18 protein-coding genes are annotated in these 18,654 nt (G+C 65.1%); 11 read left to right on the top strand and 7 right to left on the bottom strand.

Translation table 11 applies throughout. The features are described 5' to 3' along the window. Window positions 1–26 precede the first annotated feature (26 nt). Window positions 27–935 (bottom strand): hypothetical protein, encoded by a 909-nt coding sequence (locus FA85_RS04675; RefSeq protein ID WP_156108691.1) that lies wholly within the window; start codon window positions 933–935, stop codon window positions 27–29. 133 nt (window positions 936–1,068) lie between these two features. Here FA85_RS04675 and FA85_RS04670 point away from each other — a divergent pair, with 133 nt between their 5' ends. Together FA85_RS04670 and FA85_RS04665 are read left to right on the top strand one after the other, a co-directional pair. Beyond that, complete coding sequence (locus FA85_RS04670; RefSeq protein WP_239739764.1) at window positions 1,069–3,189, top strand: TonB-dependent receptor; 2,121 nt, start codon at window positions 1,069–1,071, stop codon at window positions 3,187–3,189. 87 nt (window positions 3,190–3,276) lie between these two features. Then, window positions 3,277–3,492, top strand: coding sequence for a hypervirulence associated TUDOR domain-containing protein (locus FA85_RS04665; RefSeq protein ID WP_036111405.1), 216 nt, complete (start codon window positions 3,277–3,279; stop codon window positions 3,490–3,492). A gap of 109 nt (window positions 3,493–3,601) precedes the next feature. Here the strand turns inward: FA85_RS04665 and FA85_RS04660 are convergent, their stop codons facing one another. Beyond that, on the bottom strand, window positions 3,602–4,660 hold the full coding sequence (locus FA85_RS04660; protein ID WP_036111409.1) for an SDR family oxidoreductase: 1,059 nt from the start codon (window positions 4,658–4,660) through the stop codon (window positions 3,602–3,604). An 83-nt stretch (window positions 4,661–4,743) separates the two neighbouring features. On the opposite strand from FA85_RS04660, the gene FA85_RS04655 reads away from it, so the two are divergent. From FA85_RS04655 to FA85_RS04645, 3 genes are all read left to right on the top strand, one after another. Then, window positions 4,744–5,127 (top strand): winged helix-turn-helix transcriptional regulator, encoded by a 384-nt coding sequence (locus FA85_RS04655; RefSeq protein WP_036111412.1) that lies wholly within the window; start codon window positions 4,744–4,746, stop codon window positions 5,125–5,127. Window positions 5,128–5,235: 108 nt separating this feature from the next. Continuing rightward, the gene (locus FA85_RS04650; RefSeq protein WP_036111413.1) at window positions 5,236–5,724 is read left to right on the top strand and encodes a dihydrofolate reductase; all 489 of its coding nucleotides are present in this window, start codon (window positions 5,236–5,238) and stop codon (window positions 5,722–5,724) included. Next, complete coding sequence (locus FA85_RS04645) at window positions 5,724–6,656, top strand: Nudix family hydrolase (RefSeq protein ID WP_036111417.1); 933 nt, start codon at window positions 5,724–5,726, stop codon at window positions 6,654–6,656. Before FA85_RS04650 ends, FA85_RS04645 begins: the two co-directional genes overlap by 1 nt. 86 nt (window positions 6,657–6,742) lie before the next feature. On the opposite strand, the gene FA85_RS04640 is transcribed toward FA85_RS04645, so the two are convergent. The 4 genes from FA85_RS04640 to uvrA form a co-directional block, all read right to left on the bottom strand. Next, complete coding sequence (locus tag FA85_RS04640; RefSeq protein WP_036111420.1) at window positions 6,743–7,498, bottom strand: enoyl-CoA hydratase/isomerase family protein; 756 nt, start codon at window positions 7,496–7,498, stop codon at window positions 6,743–6,745. 14 nt (window positions 7,499–7,512) lie between these two features. Further along, a complete protein-coding gene (locus FA85_RS04635) occupies window positions 7,513–8,973 on the bottom strand; it encodes a DUF4139 domain-containing protein (protein ID WP_036111423.1) in 1,461 nt (486 codons plus the stop codon). 65 nt (window positions 8,974–9,038) lie between these two features. Beyond that, a complete protein-coding gene (locus FA85_RS04630; RefSeq protein ID WP_036111425.1) occupies window positions 9,039–9,464 on the bottom strand; it encodes an acyl-CoA thioesterase in 426 nt (141 codons plus the stop codon). After that, window positions 9,461–12,448, bottom strand: a complete 2,988-nt coding sequence (gene uvrA / locus FA85_RS04625) for an excinuclease ABC subunit UvrA (RefSeq protein ID WP_036111427.1) — start codon at window positions 12,446–12,448, stop codon at window positions 9,461–9,463. Before uvrA ends, FA85_RS04630 begins: the two co-directional genes overlap by 4 nt. Window positions 12,449–12,649: 201 nt before the next feature. On the opposite strand from uvrA, the gene FA85_RS04620 reads away from it, so the two are divergent. From FA85_RS04620 to cgtA, 4 genes are all read left to right on the top strand, one after another. Further along, a complete protein-coding gene (locus tag FA85_RS04620) occupies window positions 12,650–13,168 on the top strand; it encodes a DUF2059 domain-containing protein (RefSeq protein WP_036111435.1) in 519 nt (172 codons plus the stop codon). Window positions 13,169–13,523: 355 nt separating this feature from the next. Beyond that, the gene (gene rplU / locus FA85_RS04615; RefSeq protein ID WP_036111437.1) at window positions 13,524–13,838 is read left to right on the top strand and encodes a 50S ribosomal protein L21; all 315 of its coding nucleotides are present in this window, start codon (window positions 13,524–13,526) and stop codon (window positions 13,836–13,838) included. 20 nt (window positions 13,839–13,858) lie between these two features. Continuing rightward, the gene (gene rpmA / locus FA85_RS04610; RefSeq protein ID WP_036111438.1) at window positions 13,859–14,116 is read left to right on the top strand and encodes a 50S ribosomal protein L27; all 258 of its coding nucleotides are present in this window, start codon (window positions 13,859–13,861) and stop codon (window positions 14,114–14,116) included. Window positions 14,117–14,206: 90 nt separating this feature from the next. Further along, complete coding sequence (gene cgtA / locus FA85_RS04605) at window positions 14,207–15,274, top strand: Obg family GTPase CgtA (protein ID WP_036111440.1); 1,068 nt, start codon at window positions 14,207–14,209, stop codon at window positions 15,272–15,274. A gap of 214 nt (window positions 15,275–15,488) precedes the next feature. On the opposite strand, the gene rpsT is transcribed toward cgtA, so the two are convergent. Beyond that, window positions 15,489–15,752 (bottom strand): 30S ribosomal protein S20, encoded by a 264-nt coding sequence (gene rpsT / locus FA85_RS04600; protein ID WP_036111443.1) that lies wholly within the window; start codon window positions 15,750–15,752, stop codon window positions 15,489–15,491. A gap of 210 nt (window positions 15,753–15,962) precedes the next feature. On the opposite strand from rpsT, the gene murJ reads away from it, so the two are divergent. Both murJ and FA85_RS04590 read left to right on the top strand, forming a co-directional pair. Further along, complete coding sequence (gene murJ / locus FA85_RS04595; RefSeq protein WP_036111446.1) at window positions 15,963–17,570, top strand: murein biosynthesis integral membrane protein MurJ; 1,608 nt, start codon at window positions 15,963–15,965, stop codon at window positions 17,568–17,570. A 100-nt stretch (window positions 17,571–17,670) separates the two neighbouring features. Further along, the gene (locus FA85_RS04590; protein WP_051943394.1) at window positions 17,671–18,627 is read left to right on the top strand and encodes a bifunctional riboflavin kinase/FAD synthetase; all 957 of its coding nucleotides are present in this window, start codon (window positions 17,671–17,673) and stop codon (window positions 18,625–18,627) included. Window positions 18,628–18,654: the final 27 nt, after the last annotated feature.

Raw genomic sequence — 18,654 nt, 5'->3', positions numbered from 1 at the left:
AGCCGATCGCGCGTCGCCGCATGGGTCTAGCGCTTCGCGGGCGGTAGCTTCGCGATCAGCCTGGCGCGGAAGATTCCGGCGAGCCGGTGAAAGCCGGCCTCGGTGGGATGCATTTCGTCGTGCCACGACGCGGGATCCGTCAGGTTGCCTCGCAGGTCCACGTAGTCGAAGGCGCCGCCCAGCGCCGCATCCTGTTTCACTGGCTCCAGTACCCGCTCGACGAAGCCGTCGATCAGCAATCGCGCGAACTGCTGCCATGCGGGTAATCCACCGACGATGACGTTGGCGACGTTCGGCCCGATCCACGGTCCGATCGATTTCTTCAGGACGCCCGCCGCGCCGATATCCAGTCCGAGCCTGGCCTCGACGCCGATTTTTATCGGGTAATCGTAGGTGTGCGCGAGGATCGGAATGTTCGGGCGTGCGGCGTGGAAGGCTCCGACGAAGTACGCGTAGGCCTTGCGTACCTCTTCGAAACGGCCGGTCTGCACGACGACGTCGTATGCGGCTTTGGCGCTCAGATTCGATCTCCCGGCGAGCGCGGCATGCAGCCAGGTGTCGACGAAATCGTTGCCGCCCGCACTGAGTAGCACCATGTCGAACTCATAGTGCCTGAACCAGCCGAGCAGATCGCTGACGTTGTCCTCGGTGAACATCGAGCGTCCTGGATGCGCCGTCTGCGGTGCGGCCTGATCGCCACTGCGCTCCACACGGAAGAACAGGCCGCCCTGACCCAGTTGCGGCACGCCATTCGACGCGTCCGCCGGGGCGGGCGAAACGATCCAGTCCAGCAGGTTCATGGCCAGTGGCGTGGCGAACCACGAGTCTCCCTCGCACAGGATGACCGGGATCCTGTCGAGGCGATGCTCGGCCTCGAGCCCCATGTACATCTGGCGGAACTGACCCCGTTGGGACAGTGCGGACGACTGCGACATGGTGGATGTCTCGGGCAAGGGTGCCTGCATTTATACGCCGCTCGTTCCTGTGTAGCGGTGCTGCACCGCAGCGGTTGCCCTGACGCCACGGTTTACATATGCTATTGCGAATTATTCTCATTTAGAGATTGCCGTGACCTGTTACCGCCTGGCGCCCCGTCGCGCCCGTTTCCTGCTGGGCGCGTTTTGCCTCACCACGGCGTTTCAGGCAAGCGCCGCGCCGGACAAGGACACGCCAGATACGTCTTCAGACAAGACGACCACCCGACTCACCGCTGTGAGCGTCGTAGGCCAGTCAGGGGGCTTTCGCAACCAATCGCCGCCCGGGATCGATAAATCGTCGCTCACCATCGAGCAGACGCCGCGTACGGTGACGGTGGTCACGCGCGACCTGCTCGACGTACAACAGGCGCAGACGCTGGCCGACGCGCTTCACAACGTTCCCGGTGTCGTCAGCAACAACTTCGGTCGCCGGGGCTGGGACGACCTGATCATTCGTGGCCAGACCGCGTCGGACTCCCTGTTCGTCGACGGGCTGCGCACGGCGGCCTCCAATCGCGTGGCCGAGCAGCTGTTCGGGTACGAACAGGTGGAAGTCCTCAAGGGCCCCGCATCGCTGATGTATGGCCTCGTGCTTCCCGGCGGCGTGGTGAACATGGTCAGCAAGCGACCGCAGCCGGATGCCTTTGGCAGCGTCGACGTCACCGCAGGGAGCTACGGGCTGCGGCAGGCCAGCTTCGACGTCGGAGCGCCACTATCCGCCAACGGACGTAGCGCCGTGCGCGTGAATGGCCTTGCGATGAACTCCGACGATGCCACGCAGCATGTGTGGTTCCGGAATCGATGGATCGCGCCATCGCTGTCTCTCGATCTGGGCGAGGACACCGACTTCGTGCTTCTGACGAGTCTGCAGGAGCGCCATTATGTCCGGCAGCAGGGGCTTCCGCTCGTGGGCTCGATAAAGGCCGATAAGTACGGCGCCATCCCGCGCGACACCTTCATGGGCGAGCCCGGTCAGGAGCCTTACGACGGGCGTCAGACGCGGGTCGGCTACGCGTTGACGCACCGCTTCAGCGACGGATGGACATTGACCAACAACCTGCGCGTGCAGGATTTCACCCTCGATGGCCAGCTCGTGGCCAATGGCGCGATGAACGCCGACCAGCGCACGGTGAAACGGACGGGCACGGACCAGCATTACAGCGGCAGGACACTCGTGGTCGATTCCCGTCTGATGCGGTCCTTCGAAACGGCACATGTGTCGCACGAGGTCACTCTGGGCGTGGATTACATGGACTCTCGCGAGGACGCTGTATCGCGCACCTGCACGGTCGCCGCCCTCGATGCCTACCTTCCTGTCTACGGTGCCGCCATCGTCTGCCCGGCGAAACCGCGTACCGACACGCGTACCGACGTCAACATGGTCGGCGTGTATGCACGGGATCAGCTCACGGTGGGCGAGGCGTGGCACGTTACCGCGGGTCTGCGTCGCGACCGTACCTGGACGGCGACCGACAACCATCTCACCGGTACGCACGAGAACGACCCCGCGAGTGCCAACACCGGCTCACTCGCCGTGATGTATGACCTGGCCTCGTCCGCCCATCCGTATCTGAGCTACGCCACGTCGTTTTATCCGAACACCGGCACGAACGTGCAGGCTCGGCCCTTCGCTCCTGAGAAAGGCAAGCAGTGGGAGCTCGGCCTGAAGTTCGATCTGATGCAGGGCCGGATGCTCGTGACGACGGCGCTATACGATCTCCGCCGCCAGAATGTCCTGCAGGACGACCCGGTGAACGAAGGCTATTCCATCGCCATCGGGGAGCAGCGCACGCGCGGCGCCGAACTCGGCGTCACGGCCGATCTGGGCGGTGGCCTCAGCCTCAACGGCGGATATGCGTATACGCAGGGGCTGATTACGGACGACGGCGGCGAAGTGCCTTCGACCGACGGGCAGCGCATCAACAATGTGCCCCGTCATAGCGCCACGTTGTTCGCGCGGTACCAGTCGCCCGGCTCGCCCTGGTCCTTCAATGGAGGCTTCCGGGGTGAAAGCTCACGGTTCGCCTACTCGTACACGCTGCCGGGCTATGTCGTTGCCGATGCCGGCATCGCCTGGGATGCGCAGCGCTGGCATCTCGCCTTGTCGCTGAAGAACGTCTTCGACAAGCATTATTACGCCGGCGGTCTTGCGGCCGCGGTCGCGCTGGGCGACGACCGCAGCACGATGTTCAATGTGGGCTATCGGTTCTGACGTTTCAGGCATAAATCATGGCGTGATGACGCGCAATCCACACGGCCGCGGGGATCGTTGTCGCACCGAACCGATCAGGAGTGGCGCATGGCTTCTCTCAAGCGTGGCGACAACGTGCAGTGGGACACCTCGCAGGGTAAGACGAAAGGCAAAATCGTTCGCAAACTGACCAGCCCCTCGACCATCAAGGGGCATAAGGTCGCCGCCTCACCCGATAATCCGGAATACCTGGTAGCAAGCGACAAAACGGGTGCGAAGGCGGCGCATAAACCGGGCGCGCTGAAGAAGGTGCGCGGTTCCTGAGCGAGCCCTGCTCACGTTGCTTCTGTCGTCATACGATCCTCCCGCGCGGCGATGCGACGATGTATCGCCACTGTCGGCGCGGGAGGTTGAGGGCCGTCGCACACGGGGCTCAGGGAATGAACCGCTCCGCCCGTAACCGCGCGAACGCATCGAAGAACGCGTCGTCGGTCGGCTGATAGTCCAGAAAGCCCAGGCGCCGGCTCTTCGACATATCCGTGACCACTTCGATGGGACGACCCAGGTCGGCGTCGCTGTGCCACGCGGACACGAGACGATGCATGTCCGGTTCGGCGAGGCCATGCTCAGCCACGATGCGCTCCCAGACCGGCGCATCCGCTTCCATCTGCCGTTCGAGCGGAACGACATTGCCGTCGAACGGCGCCGCCTCGATGCCGAACCATGCCGCGATCCGCGACCACATCCAGCTCCAGCGGAACACGTCGCCGTTGACCACGTTGAAGGCTTCGTCGGCGGCGGCAGGCGTCGTCGACGCCCACAGCAGGTGCCGGGCGAGCTGGCGCGCGTCGGTCATGTCGGTAAGGCTCTGCCATTGCGCGGCCGATCCGGGAAAGCGGAACGGACGACCGGTGGCCTTGCAGATCGACGCGTACACGGCAAGCGTGGTGGCCATGTTCATGGCATTGCCGACGGCGACGCCGATGACGGTATGCGGACGGTGCACGCTCCAGTGGAAGCCGTCGCGCTTCGCGGCGGTAAATACCTCGTCTTCCTGGGCGTAGTAGAAATTGTCGACATCGAGACGGCCCTGTTCCTCACGGAACGGCGTCTCGGGCAGCACGCCCTTGCCATAGGCCTCGAAGGGTCCGAGATAGTGCTTCAGGCCGGTCACGAGGGCGACGTGCTTCACGCTGCCAGCAGGACGCAGTCCGTCGAGCAGATGGCGGACCATCGCGCTGTTGACCCGGATGTTTTCCAGTTCATTGGCCTGACGTGCCCAGGTGGCGATGAATACATGCGTGGGTGTCACGCCTTCCAGCGCGGCGCGCGTCGCGTCCGCATCGGTCAGGTCGGCCGCGATGGGCGTGACACCGTCACGAGCGCCCGGGCGGCGGGCGAGGGCGGAGACCTTCCAGCCGTTCGCCACGAGGAGTTCGGTCAGGGCGCTGCCGATGATGCCGCTGGCGCCGACGACGAGTGCATGGTTCATGGGGTTACTCTATGCAGGGACATCCCCCAACCATAAAGGCGCGGATGTTCCCTTCCAAGAAGGCACCAAAAGGTAACCCGCTGATGAAACCCGGCTCCCCCGACAGTGAGTGGCTCGAAGACTGCGCGCCCCGGCGCGTACTGGAGCTTTTCGCGACCAAGTGGACCAGCATGATTCTGCATGCGCTGCACGCAAGGCACGGCGGCAGCGCACGTTCGGGGGTGTTGCTGCGCAGCCTGCCCGGCATCTCGAAGAAGATGCTCACGCAAACGTTGCGCGAGCTGGCCGATAGTGGGCTGGTCAACCGTGAGGTTGAGGAGGCGGTCGTGCCGCCCAGTGTGATGTATTCGCTGACGCCGCTTGGCCAGCGGCTGGTCGAGCCGATCGAAATGATCTACGACTGGGCCCGGGCCAACGAAGGCGCCCTCGACGCGCTGCGGCCCCGGGCCACGTCCCGACGCCGTTAGCCTCGCGGAATCAAACGAGCGTTAGTTCCCCCCTTAGCCGGGGAGGACTACCATTCGCACCGCACGGGCGCCGTCGCCCGCCGTTTCCCCATTTTTGAAGGATGCTCCATGGCTGTTCACCTGGTTGCCGCGCTCGACGAAAACTTTGCCATCGGCAAGCAGGGAGGCCTTCCCTGGCACCTCCCCGACGACCTGCGCTATTTCAAGAAGCTGACGACGGACAAGGCTGTCCTGATGGGTCGCAAGACGGCGGAATCCATCGGCAAGGCGCTGCCGGATCGCGTCAATTACGTGCTGTCGCGCAAGGGCGAGGCGCCGTTCCCCGGCCAGATCACCGTGCGCTCCGTCGCCGAAGCCCAGGCCAGCTGCAACCATTCCGGTCTGATGGTGATCGGCGGCGGTGAAGTGTTCCGCGAGGCGCTGCCGTACGCGCGCACGCTGTACCTGACCTGGGTCTACGCCGCCGTGGACGGCGCCGATGTGTTCTTCCCGGGTATCGATTTCAAGGAATGGGCTGAAGTGTCCCGCGTGCACCACGCCGCGGACAAGGAGCATGCGTTCCCCTTCGACATGGTCGAATACGTCAGGAACGTCTGATGCACGTCGTTGCCGGCGTCCTCGTCGATGGCGCCGGACGGATCCTCATCGCCCAGCGCCCGCCGGGTAAACATCTGGCGGGCATGTGGGAGTTTCCCGGCGGCAAGCTGGAAGCCGGCGAAACGCCCGCGGTCGCCCTGGCACGTGAGCTGGACGAGGAGCTGGGTATCGCGGCGGATCCGCTGTCCTTCGAGGCGCTGATCCGCGTTCCCTGGCGCTATGGCGATCGGGACATGCTGCTGGAAGCGATTTGCGTTTACGCCTGGACGGGTGAGCCGCAGGCGCTGGATGCCTCCGCGATCGAGTGGGTCGATCCGCATCGGCTGGACGAGGCGCGTCTGGCGCCCGCCGATCGTCCTATCCTCGCGGCCGTCCGGTTGCCCGCCCACTATCCGATCACGTCGGCGGATGCATCGGCGGCCGTCGCGTCCGCGGCGCTGCATGCCGCCCTAGCGCGCGGAGAGCGGCTGTTGCAGCTCCGGTTGCCAGACGAGTCTGTCGAGGTGACGCGCGGGCTGGCTGCATCGATACAGGACGATCTGCGCCGCTTCGGCGCCACGCTGCTGCTCAACCGCGATATCGAGGGTGCGCTAGGGCTGGGATCGGGCGTGGGTGTACACCTCTCGTCCGCCCAGTTGCGCTCGCTGCCCGAGCGACCGTTGCCGCTCGGGCAGGCGGTCGGTGCTTCCTGCCACGACGCCGAAGAGCTGACGCTGGCCTCCCGGCTGGGATGCGACTTCGCGACGCTGTCGCCGGTCTTGCCGACGCGCAGTCATCCGGATGCCGAACCGATGGGCTGGCCGCGGTTTGCGCGGCTCGCGGAAGCCGCTTCGTTACCGGTTTATGCCTTGGGTGGGCTGGGGCCGGATGATGTGGCCGACGCGCGGATGCATGCGGGGCAGGGTGTAGCGGGGATTCGCGGGTTTTTGTGATCGCGGCATCGCGCGTTTGTACATGCCACCGCATCGCGCGCAGGGCGCGCTCCTACAGGTAGGAGCGCGCCCTGCGCGCGATGCGGTCATTTCGACTTCAGCCGAGCCACCAGGGCCTGCAGCACCGCCTGCGTCTCATCACCGAAGAAGTCGTCGATAAACCCCGGATCGAGCAGATCGGTGGTGTCGCCCCATACCTCCAGCAGATCCGCCCGCGCAATGGCACGCGTGCGCAGCATCGCCTTTGGTGGCAGCTTCAATAGCTCGCCAAGCCAGATCACGGCACGCTGCACGACCTGCTCGACCGCGGAAAGCTCGTCCACCAGGCCGATCGCATGGGCCTGCTCCGCATCCACCATCGTGCCGGATACCAGCAAGCGCTCCGCACGATACGTGCCGACGATGCGCCGCATCGCGAACTGAATCGGCTCGGGCACGGACAGGCCGACCTGAACCTCGTTCAGACCGATCTTGTAGATGCCATGCGCCATGATCCGGTAGTCGCAGAACAGCGCGAGCACCGCGCCGCCCGCCGGGCTGTGGCCGGTGATCGCCGCCACGGTCGGCACCGGCGAGGACGCGATGGCGCCGCAGAGGGCGAAAAACGCGTTCCAGAAATCGGTGACACCCGCGCGATCGCGCTGAAGCAGGGAAGGGACGTCGACGCCCGCCGAAAAGATGCCCTGCGCGCCGGACAGCACGATGCCGCGCGCACCGTTGCCGGGCGCGGCGGCGACGGCCTCGTGCAAGGCCTGCACGAGGCCGGTGTCGAGCGCATTGACCGGCGCGCGCGCCAGGCGGATCTCGTGGATACCGCCGTCGTGCGGAAGAATATCGAGCATCGTCGTATCTCCTCTTACTTCACGTCGCCGGGCGACCAGGTGTAGCGCAGCGTGTAATCGAGCGTGGCTGAACCGTTCGCCGGCACGTCCATGTCGAACTCGAGCCCGTCGGGCGTGTTCTTCGTCGGCTTGACGGACGACGATACGACCGTCCATGCGCGCCAGCGGGCGGGGTGCTCGCGCAGAGTCACGGTGCGTTTCGTATCGCCCGCATTGGTCAGGACAATCCGTGTGCCCTCGTCGATCCGACGCTCCGTGTCACTCGCGGTGAAGGAGGTCTGTTCGCGCTTTGCCGTCAGGTCGAAGGCATTGCCTAGCGTGATCGTCGCGTCCTTGTTCTTTGGCGTGTCATCCAGACGACCTTCGCCAAGCAGCTCGGCGTTGCCGTCGCGGTCGACGGTCAGCACGCGCACATAGCCGGCCGGCAGCGCGTCGAAGGCCTTGAAGCCCACGGTTGATACGATCGGCGTGCCTTCCGGCGGCTGGCCGATATCGCGTTCCAGGCGAGGACGCGAGTTGTAGTAGCGGATGCCCGTGTCGTAGACCGCCTTGCGCTCGCACGCCAGCGTGCGACTGTCGTAGAGCGGAGTCTGCGTGACGCTGCCATCGGGCAGATCCACCGCCGCCGGCAGCGTGTACGTGCGCAGATCGCCGAGCGTAGCCTGCTGGGGCGCGGCATCCTTCATGGCCATGGGAGCCGGTGCCGCGGTGGCGCGGGCCATGAACATCTTCGGCTGAGGCGCGGATTTCGCCCGGTTGGCGTCGCCGGCGACGAGCTTGAGCGAGACGTCCTTCCAGTCGCGTCCGCTTCGGTTCGCGATGCTGGCGGCGGCGTCGAAAGTCATCTTGCAAATGTCGCCCGGCGCCAGGGTCGCGACGTAGGCGCCGCGCCAGCCCAGTCCGGAGGTGGGGTAGTCGAGATGGGCGGTGCTGCTGCCCGCCGCCGACCCCGCAACGCGCACCTGCAGAGTCGAGCCGCGGACGAAGTCGGTAGCGTCGGCGGCGCGCAGTGCGGCGTAGTTCCGGATCAGGCTGGCCTGTCCGCTGGCTTCGCGGATGACCAGCGCATCGCCGCCGCGGACGAGGACGCCGCTGGCGATGGTCTGGCCGCCGTCACCGATGGCGGTGACGTTGCGGCCCACGAGGCCGGCGACCGCACCGTCGAAGCCCTGACCCAGGAGCAGGCGCTGCGAGACCACGCGGGTGTCCTTGTCGGGGAAGCGCAGTGAAAGCGCTTCGCTGTCGAGGGCGGAGGGCAGCCCGTCGATGGCGAGATCCTGCGTGCCACCCTTCAGGTCGAAGACGCGACGTTCGTGGACGACGGCATAGCCTTCGGCGGACACGGCATCGCCGTTGGCCGCGAACAGCTGGTCGCCATCGGCGCGGTACAGCGTGAGCGAGGTGCGCTCACCCGCGGCGAAGGCGGGGAGGGCGACAGCACTGGCGATCGCCAGGACAAGGATGCGACGCGACATGATTCATTCTCTCCATGATTGCCCACGCGGATCATACCGGGGAGAAGTGAACCAGGGCTGCTACATCACCCCGCGGCATCCCGGACCGCCTGCGGAATCGGCACCGGCCGACCGGTCTTCGGATTGATCCAGACCATGGTGACGCTGCCGTCGCAATGGATCTTCGTCGCGTCGTCGCTGGTCACGATGCGGTGCCCCACCGTCATGGAACTGGTACCGATCCGGTTGACGTACAGCTCGACCTGGATGTCCGCCGGCCATTCGATCGGCAGGCGGTAGTTCAGTTCGCTGTGCGCCATCACCGGCGCGCCGTCCTCGCCGTACCACGTGTCCGGGAGCTGCTGCAGCCACTTGATGCGGGCCTCCTGCAGATAGACCAGATAGTTGGCGTTGTTGACGTGGTTGTAAGCGTCCAGATCCTGCCAACGGACTTCCATCGGTGTGATGAAGAGTGGCGTCGGTGCGGGCGGGTTCGAGGCTTCGGTGGTCATGCGCGTTTCTTCTTTTTCGCCGCCGGGGCGGTCTTTGCCGTGGAGGTCTTGGCAGGTGCTTTCGTGGCGGCGGTTTTCGCAGGGGCCTTGGCGGGCGCCTTGCCGGCAGGAACCTTGCCGGCCGCTGGCTTCGCCGTGGCTGGTTTCGCCGTGGTGCGCGCCGGTTTGAGGTGTGTCTTGAGGAACCGTCCCGTGTGCGACTCCGCTGTCGCAGCCACCGTTTCAGGCGTGCCGCTCACCAGGATGCGTCCACCGCCGGCACCCCCTTCGGGACCGAGGTCAACCAGCCAGTCGGCCGTCTTGATCACGTCGAGGTTGTGCTCGATGACCACCACGGTGTTGCCGTGGTCGACCAGCTTGTGCAGCACGTCGAGCAGCTGTTCGATGTCGTGGAAATGCAGGCCCGTGGTCGGTTCGTCGAGGATGTACAGCGTGCTGCCCGTGTCGCGCTTGGACAGCTCCTTCGACAGTTTGACGCGCTGCGCTTCACCACCGGAGAGCGTGGTCGCGCTCTGGCCGAGCTTGATGTAATCCAGGCCTACCGCGCGCAGGGTTTCGAGCTTGCGCGCGATCACCGGCACGTTCTCGAACAGCTTGAACGCGTCTTCCACCGTCATGCCGAGAACATCGGCGATGGTATGGCCCTTGTAGAGAACCTCCAGCGTCTCGCGGTTGTAGCGCTTGCCGTGGCAGACGTCGCAGGGCACATACACGTCCGGCAGGAAGTGCATCTCGACCTTGATCATGCCGTCGCCTTCGCAGGCTTCGCAGCGGCCACCGCGGACATTGAAGCTGAAACGGCCCGCCTGGTAACCGCGCTGACGCGACTCCGGCACCTGCGCATAGAGCTCGCGCAGCGGCGTGAACAGCCCGGTATACGTCGCCGGGTTGGACCGCGGCGTGCGGCCGATCGGTGACTGGTCGATATCGACGACCTTGTCGAACAGCTCCAGGCCCTCGATGGACTCGTGCGCAGCCGGCTGCTCGCCCGCACCGTTGAGTTCCATCGCGGCAAGGCGATAGAGCGTGTCGTTGATCAACGTCGACTTGCCCGAACCGGACACGCCGGTAACGCACGTAAACGTACCGACGGGGATGCGCACATCCACGTCCTTGAGGTTGTTGCCGCTCGCGCCCTTGAGTTCGAGCCACTTGTCGTCGCGCGCTTCGCGGCGCTTCTTAGGGACTTCGATGCCGCGCTCGCCCGTGAGGTACTTCGCCGTCACCGACGCCGGGTTGGCGAGCACCTGCTCGAGCGTGCCTTCGGCGACGATGTGACCGCCATGCACGCCGGCACCGGGGCCGATGTCGAGCAGGTGGTCGGCCGCGCGGATCGCGTCCTCGTCATGTTCGACGACGATCACGGTATTGCCCAGGTCGCGGAGGCGGGTCAGGGTGCCCAGCAGGCGTTCGTTGTCACGCTGATGCAGACCGATCGACGGCTCGTCGAGCACGTACATTACGCCCACGAGACCGGCGCCGATCTGGCTGGCCAGTCGGATGCGCTGGGCTTCACCGCCGGACAGGGAATCGGCCTGACGGTCGAGCGTGAGGTAATTGAGCCCGACATCGTTGAGGAAGGTCAGCCGCTCACGGATTTCCTTCACGATCTTGACCGCGATCTCGCCGCGCCAGCCGGGCAGCTTGAGGCCTTCGAAAAAGGCCAGCGCACGGTCGATCGCAAGCGAGGTCAGCTCGGGAATGGCGTGGTCCGCGACGAACACGTTGCGCGCCGACGGATTCAGACGCTGTCCGCCGCAATCCGGGCAGGGGTGATCGGCGATGTAACGCGCCAGTTCCTCGCGGACGGCGGCGGACTCGGTCTCGCGATAACGGCGCTCGAGATTCGGCAGGATGCCCTCGAACTTGTGCTCGCGGGTGACCTTGCCGCCACGCTCGGTGATATAGCGGAACGGAATGACTTCCTTGCCCGAGCCGTTGAGTACGGCGTTCTGCACCGACTTCGGCAGCTCGCGCCACGGCGTTTCGGGATCGAAACCGTAGTGCTTGGCGAGCGAGACGATCAGCTGAAAATAATGCGCATTGCGGCGGTCCCAGCCGCGCACGGCGCCGCCGGCCAGGCTGAGCTCCGGATGGCCGACCACGCGCGTGCCGTCGAACACCTGGGTCACGCCCAGGCCGTCGCAGGTCGGGCAGGCGCCGACGGGCGAATTGAACGAGAACAGGCGTGGCTCGAGCTCCGGCAGCGAGTAGTCGCACATCGGGCAGGAGAAGCGCGACGAGAACAGCTGCTCGTCGGCTTTCTTGTCGTCCATGTCGACGAGGACGACGATGCCATCGCCGAGGCGCAGGGCGGTCTCGAACGACTCCGCGAGGCGCTGCTTGATGTCGTCGCGCGGACGGAAGCGGTCGATCACGGCTTCGATGGTGTGCTTCTGGCGCAGCGTCAGCGGCGGCACGGCGTCGAGGTCATAGACCTCGCCGTCCACGCGGGCACGGACGAAGCCCTGGGCGCGCAACTGGTCGAAGACCTGCACATGCTCGCCCTTGCGCTCGCGGATGACCGGCGCCAGCAACATCCAGCGCTTCTCGGGATCGAGCGCCATGGCCGTGTCCACCATCTGGCTGACCGTCTGGGCCTCCAGCGGAATGCCGTGATTCGGGCAGCGGGGCGTACCGACCCGCGCGTAGAGCAGGCGCAGATAGTCGTACACCTCGGTGATCGTACCGACGGTGGATCGGGGGTTGTGGGAGGTCGACTTCTGCTCGATCGAGATGGCCGGAGAGAGGCCTTCGATCGTGTCCACGTCGGGCTTTTCCATCATCGAGAGGAACTGCCGCGCATAGGCGGACAGTGACTCGACGTAGCGACGCTGGCCTTCGGCATAGATCGTGTCGAAAGCCAGCGAGGATTTACCCGAACCGGACAGCCCCGTAATGACAATGAGCTTGTCACGGGGCAGGTCGAGGTCGATGTTCTTGAGATTGTGCGTGCGGGCGCCGCGGATGCGTATGCTGTCCATGTGCCGACATAAATGGGGGAAGCCCCCGACTATACCAAGGGTTTTTCGCCTTCATTCCGCGTCGACTTTTGACGGTTCATCACATTTGTTGTTCCCAACGGGTCGGGGCTGCCGAAGGTGGGTCTGCACGATGGCGGAGGTCGGCTACCATGGCCGCCACCCCGGGGAGGGGCGAGTCACCCATCCGAAGAGGAAACACGCATGCGTAAGTGGACAGGGATCGCGGCCGGCCTGATGCTGGCGGCTTGTACGGGTCAGGCGTTCGCCGCGGCGCCGACCGAGCAGCAGGTGCGCCAGCTGATGGACGTGGTCGGCATGGGCCGGATGCTCAGCCAGATGAACAGCCAGATGGCGGGCGTGATGCAGAGCGCCCTTCCGTGCGTGCCGGCCAGCTACTGGCAGGGCTTTGTCGACGCCAACGCGACCAACCAGCTGATCGGCCGCATGGTGCCGGTCTATCAGAAGCACTTCACGTCCGAAGATATCGACGGCCTGTTGAAGTTCTACCGTTCGCCGCTTGGCCAGAAGGTGATCACGCAGATGCCGGCGACCATGGCCGAGGGTATGCAGATCGGTAAGCAGTGGGGTCAGGAGCGCGGTCAGCAGATGATCGCCCAGCTGCAGACGCAGGGCACCCTGAATCCGCAGGGCCAGTGCCCGGCCAGCGGTGCGGCGGCCAAGCCGGCTCCCGCACCGCCCGCCGCCACAAAGAAAAAATAACCCCCTACGCCGTAGGAGCGCGCCCCGCTAAGCGGTAGGAGCGCGCCCCGCGCGCGAACCCTCAGCCCCACCCCGGCGAACGATGCCTTGCACACCATCAGGCCGGCTGTCCGGCCTCACGAAGCGGCTTCGGCTTCGAGCCGGACGTTCCCGGCGGGTCGCGCACGGGGTGCGCTCCCGCAGTAAGTGTATGCCAGGCAAGGTTTTTTCGATTTTGCTGCCGATCAGGCCCTGCTGCACCCTTTCTCCCTTAACCACCTGATTGACCTTGCCTTTTCCCCTTGGCTATAATTCGCAGTTCGCACGACCCGTAACACCCTAAAAAGAACTACATAAACAGCAACAGGAAATAACCATGAGCTACGCAGTCATCAAGACCGGTGGCAAGCAGTATCGTGTGATGGCGGGCGAAATCCTGCGCGTCGAACTGCTCACCGCTGAAGTCGATTCCACCGTCCAGTTCGACCAGGTCCTCCTGGTGGGCGAAGGCGAGTCGATCACCGTCGGCGCCCCGCTGGTCGCCGGTGCCACCGTCAGCGCGAAGATTCGCGCCCACGGCCGCGCGGATAAGATCCGCATCGTCAAGTTCCGTCGTCGTAAGCACTACAAGCGTACGCAGGGACATCGTCAGCATTACACCGAAATCGAGATCACGGGCATCAACGCCTGATCTGCCGGAGGATATGAGTCATGGCACATAAAAAAGGCGTAGGTTCCAGCCGTAACGGTCGCGATTCGAACCCGAAGTATCTCGGTGTGAAGATCTATGGCGGCCAGGCTGTTGAAGCCGGCAACATCATCGTTCGTCAGCGCGGTACCAAGTTCCACGCTGGCGTGGGCGTCGGCCTCGGCCGCGACCACACCCTGTTCGCGCTGGTCGATGGCACGGTTGCCTTCAAGACCCGTGGCGACAAGGGTCGCAAGTTCGTCGACGTCGTTCAGGCGTAAGCCTTCCCCGACGCAATAACGAAGGCCCCGCCCACGGCGGGGCTTTTCGTTTGTAAAGCGGCATCACTTCTTCACCCAGGTTCCCCTTCCATGAAATTTGTCGACGAAGCGCAAATCAGAGTCTCGGCCGGTGACGGCGGCAACGGCTGCGTCAGCTTCCGTCGAGAGAAATTCATTCCCTTCGGTGGGCCGGATGGCGGTGACGGTGGCAGCGGTGGTTCCGTCTGGCTGGTGGCCGACGAGGGCCTCAACACCCTGGTCGACTTCCGTCACATGCGTTCGTTCAAGGCCAAGCGCGGCCAGGCGGGCATGGGTAGTCAGATGTACGGTAAGGGCGCCGACGATGTCGATGTCCGCGTGCCTGTCGGCACCATCATCATCAACGTCGACACCGACGAAGTCATTGGCGATCTTACGGCTCATGGCCAGCGTCTGAAGGTGGCGCAGGGTGGTCGTGGCGGTCTGGGCAATATCCATTTCAAGAGCTCGGTCAACCGTGCTCCGCGCAAGTTCACGCCGGGTACGCCGGGTGAGGTTCGCGACATCAAGCTCGAGCTGCGTCTGCTCGCGGATGTCGGCCTGCTGGGCTTCCCCAACGCCGGCAAGAGCACCTTCATCCGTGCGGTATCGGCGGCTACGCCGCGCGTGGCGGATTATCCGTTCACGACGCTGCACCCGAACCTGGGTGTCGTGCGCATCGGCACCGACCAGAGCTTCGTGATCGCCGATATTCCCGGCATCATCGAGGGTGCGGCCGACGGCGCCGGCCTCGGTATCCAGTTCCTGCGTCACGTATCGCGTACCAGCCTGCTCCTGCATGTGGTCGACATCCAGCCGATCGACGGCTCGGATCCGGTGGAGCAGGTGCGTACGATCGAAAAAGAACTCGCCAATTTCGATGCCGAGCTGGTCGAGCGTCCGCGCTGGCTGGTGATCAACAAGTCGGACGTCATTGATGACGAGGACGAGCTGAAGGCGAAAGTCGATGAGATCATCGCGCGTCTGGAATGGACGGCGCCGTGGTTCGTGGTCTCGGCAGCTGGCGAGATCGGTACGCGTGATGTGTGCCTGCAGGTGCAGCAGTTCTTCGATGCCGAGCGGGCGAAGCAGCGCGATCGCAGCGAAGAGCGCGATGACGTGAGGCTGCGCGGGGAATAAAAGGCAATGCGGGCTTAATGAGCCCGCCCGACCTGTAGGAGCGCGCGCTGCGCGCGAGCTCTTCACCGGGCGCCGGAAGATTGCACGCCAGCGCCCGGCGCTCGGCCTCAAAAGATGTCGCGCGCGGGGCGCGCTCCTACAGGAAGCAAGAAACGGGGAAACAAAAAAGCCGGCGTAAGCCGGCTTTTCTGCAAACAGCGATGTCGCGCAGGCTTTACGCCAGGTCGCGGATCTTCGCGTTCAGGCGGCTCTTGTGGCGAGCAGCCTTGTTCTTGTGGATCAGGCCGCGGGCAGCGTAACGATCCATCACCGGCACGGCGATGGCGTACGCGCTGACTGCGCCAGCCTTATCCTTGGCGTCGATCGCCTTGACGACCTTCTTCAGTGCGGAACGCACCATGGAACGCGCGCTGACGTTGCGCAGACGGCGCTGCTCCGACTGACGCGCACGCTTCTTCGCGGACTTGATGTTGGCCAAGGTGAAGCTCCAGAGTTCGGTTGGTTTTAAGAAAGACGCCCATTTTGATGCCAAACGCCGGGCGCGTCAATAGCTTAGAGCCCGCACGGGCGTACCCGACGGGTGATCGGGCGAGGCGCCCGGGAATTTCCAGACGGCGGACTGTCCTCCGCCGGGGGCGCGCTGTCAAACTAGGGGTTTGGTCCAGCCTCCAAGGCAGCCCCTCCCCGGATGAAAACCCCCAGCCTTCTTCGCGGCATGCTCTCCTTCAGCAGCATGACCATGGTGTCCCGCGTGCTCGGTCTGGTGCGGGACATGGCGATCAGCCATTCCTTCGGCGCCAACGCCGCGACCGACGCCTTCTGGGTCGCGTTCCGCATCCCGAACTTCATGCGCCGCCTGTTCGCCGAGGGCTCCTTCTCGACCGCGTTCGTGCCGGTTTTCACCGAGGTCAAGGAAACACGTACGCATGAGGACCTGAAAGACCTTATGGCGAAAACCTCCGGCACGCTGGGCGGCATCCTGCTCATCGTGGTGGCGCTGGGTGTGATCTTCGCGCCCCAGGTGACGGCGTTGTTTTCGCCGGGCGCGGTGGATGACCCCGCGAAATTCGGCCTCACCGTCGACCTCCTGCGGCTGACGTTTCCGTTTCTCCTGTTCGTCTCGCTGACGGCGTTGAGCGGCGGCGCGCTCAACAGCTTCCATCGCTTCGGCCTGCCGGCCCTGACGCCGGTGATCCTCAACCTGTGCATGATCGGCGGCGCCCTCTGGCTGGCGCCGCATCTGCATACGCCGATCATGGCGATGGGCTGGGCTATTCTGATCGCGGGCTTCCTGCAGCTGGTGTTCCAGTTGCCGACGCTGCGCCGCCTGAATCTGTTGTCCATGCCGCGGTGGGGCTGGAAGTCGCCGGATGTGCGCCGGATCATGACCCTGATGGTGCCGACGCTGTTCGGCTCGTCGGTGGCGCAGATCAATCTTCTGCTGGACACCGTGATCGCGTCGCTGCTGATCGCCGGTTCGCAGAGCTGGCTGTCCCAGGCCGACCGGTTTCTCGAGCTTCCCCTGGGCGTTTTCGGCGTGGCGCTGGGCACGGTCATCCTGCCTTCGCTGTCACGCCACCATGTGGCCACCGACAAGGATGGCTTCTCCCGGGCACTGGACTGGGGTCTGCGTACGACGCTGCTGATCGCGGTGCCGGCCATGTTCGCGTTGATGCTCCTGTCGTTCCCCCTCGTGGCGACGCTGTTCCAGAACGGCCGTTTCACCGCCTTCGACACCAAGATGGCCTCGATGTCGATCACCGCGCTGAGCTTCGGCCTGCCGGCCTTCGCGCTGGTCAAGGTGGTGCTGCCCGCGTTCTACGCGCGCAAGGACACGAAGACACCCGTCCGCGCGGGCGTCGCGTCGCTCGTTGCCAACATGGTCTTCAATGTCGGCTTCCTGGCCCTCCTGTTCTTCCTCTGGGCCACGCCGGAGCAGAAGGCCGGGTCGTGGATGGCGGCGCTCGCCGCCATCCCGGGTCTGCACATGGCGCTGGGCATGGCCAGCGCTCTGGCCAGCTACCTCAACCTTGCGCTGCTCTGGCGCTGGCTGGGTAAGGCCGGCGTATACACCCGCCAGTCGGGATGGGGCCGGCATATCGCGCGGCTGGCCCTCGCCTGCGGGGTGATGATCGCGGTGCTGCTGACCGGCCTGCATATCTGGCCGGAATGGAGTGGCGTGGAGAAGTGGGTGCGCGTCTGGCGCCTGGCCATCCTGGTGGTGGCAGGGGGCGGGGCCTATGTGGCGGCCTTGTTCGCCCTCGGATTCCGTCTGCGCGACCTGCGCGCGCGTTGAGCGGTTCGTCCGGGGTCTCCGCGTCGCATTGTGCGGCGCAATGGGGCCGCTATACTGGCCCGATGGCTTTTATTCCGCATCGATTCCAGGGCGCTCACGCATGACGCTGCGACTGCACCGCGACGTCGACGGACCGTGTCTCGCCCCCCAGGGCAGCGTGGTGGCGATCGGCGCCTTCGACGGCCTTCATCTCGGCCACCAGGCCATCCTCGCCGAGGTCCGGACACGGGCTGAGGCGAAGGGCCTCACGCCGGCCGTCATCTCCTTCGAGCCACTGCCGCGCGCCTTCTTTTCGAAGGAGCCGGTGCCACGTCTGTCCGGCGTCCGCGAAAAAGCGGAGGGCATGACCGCCGCCGGTATCGCCGAACTTCTGTCCCTGCGCTTCGACGAAGCGCTGACCCAGATGTCCGCCGAGGATTTTGTCCGTCGCGTCATCGTCGGCCGGCTGGCTGCCCGTGAAGTCTGGGTGGGCGAAGACTTTCGCTTCGGTCACCGCCGCGGCGGCGACTTCGCCCTCCTGCGGTCGATGGGTGACGAACTCGGCTTTACCGCGCGCGCGGTCTCGCCGGTGATGGTCGAGGGCGAACGCGTGTCTTCCAGCAAGGTGCGCACCCTGCTGGCGGAAAGCCGCTTCGCCGACGCCGCGACCCTACTCGGACGGCCCTTCATCATCGAAGGCCATGTCGAGCACGGTAAGCAGCTGGGCCGTACGCTCGGTTATCCCACCGCCAACGTGCACCTGCCCGACCGGGTCAGTCCCGTGCGCGGCATTTTCGCCGTGCGCATCGGGGTGGGCGAGGGCCCCTGCAGCTGGCCCGGCGTGGCCAGCCTGGGCGTCCGCCCGACGGTGAACGAGGTGGCGGAGCCGTTGCTCGAAGCGCATCTGTTCGACTTTTCCGGCGACCTCTACGGTATGCGCATCGCGGTGGAGTTCGTCCGGAAACTGCGTGACGAAGAAAAATTCGACGGCCTCGACGCCCTGATCGCGCAAATGCGTCAGGACGAGATCGCCGCCCGGCAGGCCCTTGGCATGAACCCCATACTTGTCGATGCATGACGGAACGCGCCTGACGCGCGTCCGCCC

The organism is Luteibacter mycovicinus (genome assembly GCF_000745235.1).
GTDB classification, from domain to species: Bacteria; Pseudomonadota; Gammaproteobacteria; order Xanthomonadales; family Rhodanobacteraceae; genus Luteibacter; species Luteibacter mycovicinus.
The sequence above is the reverse complement of the archived record's forward strand: the minus strand, read 5'-3'. Positions and strand labels throughout refer to the sequence as shown.

Bases quoted from the DNA above. Each gene is read 5' to 3' on its own strand.
- FA85_RS04675 (WP_156108691.1), bottom strand. From the start codon at position 935: ATGTCGCAGTCGTCCGCACTGTCCCAACGGGGTCAGTTCCGCCAGATG.
- FA85_RS04665 (WP_036111405.1), top strand. From the start codon at position 3,277: ATGGCTTCTCTCAAGCGTGGCGACAACGTGCAGTGGGACACCTCGCAG.
- FA85_RS04660 (WP_036111409.1), bottom strand. From the start codon at position 4,660: ATGAACCATGCACTCGTCGTCGGCGCCAGCGGCATCATCGGCAGCGCC.
- FA85_RS04655 (WP_036111412.1), top strand. From the start codon at position 4,744: ATGAAACCCGGCTCCCCCGACAGTGAGTGGCTCGAAGACTGCGCGCCC.
- FA85_RS04650 (WP_036111413.1), top strand. From the start codon at position 5,236: ATGGCTGTTCACCTGGTTGCCGCGCTCGACGAAAACTTTGCCATCGGC.
- FA85_RS04645 (WP_036111417.1), top strand. From the start codon at position 5,724: ATGCACGTCGTTGCCGGCGTCCTCGTCGATGGCGCCGGACGGATCCTC.
- FA85_RS04640 (WP_036111420.1), bottom strand. From the start codon at position 7,498: ATGCTCGATATTCTTCCGCACGACGGCGGTATCCACGAGATCCGCCTG.
- FA85_RS04635 (WP_036111423.1), bottom strand. From the start codon at position 8,973: ATGTCGCGTCGCATCCTTGTCCTGGCGATCGCCAGTGCTGTCGCCCTC.
- FA85_RS04630 (WP_036111425.1), bottom strand. From the start codon at position 9,464: ATGACCACCGAAGCCTCGAACCCGCCCGCACCGACGCCACTCTTCATC.
- uvrA (WP_036111427.1), bottom strand. From the start codon at position 12,448: ATGGACAGCATACGCATCCGCGGCGCCCGCACGCACAATCTCAAGAAC.
- FA85_RS04620 (WP_036111435.1), top strand. From the start codon at position 12,650: ATGCGTAAGTGGACAGGGATCGCGGCCGGCCTGATGCTGGCGGCTTGT.
- rplU (WP_036111437.1), top strand. From the start codon at position 13,524: ATGAGCTACGCAGTCATCAAGACCGGTGGCAAGCAGTATCGTGTGATG.
- rpmA (WP_036111438.1), top strand. From the start codon at position 13,859: ATGGCACATAAAAAAGGCGTAGGTTCCAGCCGTAACGGTCGCGATTCG.
- cgtA (WP_036111440.1), top strand. From the start codon at position 14,207: ATGAAATTTGTCGACGAAGCGCAAATCAGAGTCTCGGCCGGTGACGGC.
- murJ (WP_036111446.1), top strand. From the start codon at position 15,963: ATGAAAACCCCCAGCCTTCTTCGCGGCATGCTCTCCTTCAGCAGCATG.
- FA85_RS04590 (WP_051943394.1), top strand. From the start codon at position 17,671: ATGACGCTGCGACTGCACCGCGACGTCGACGGACCGTGTCTCGCCCCC.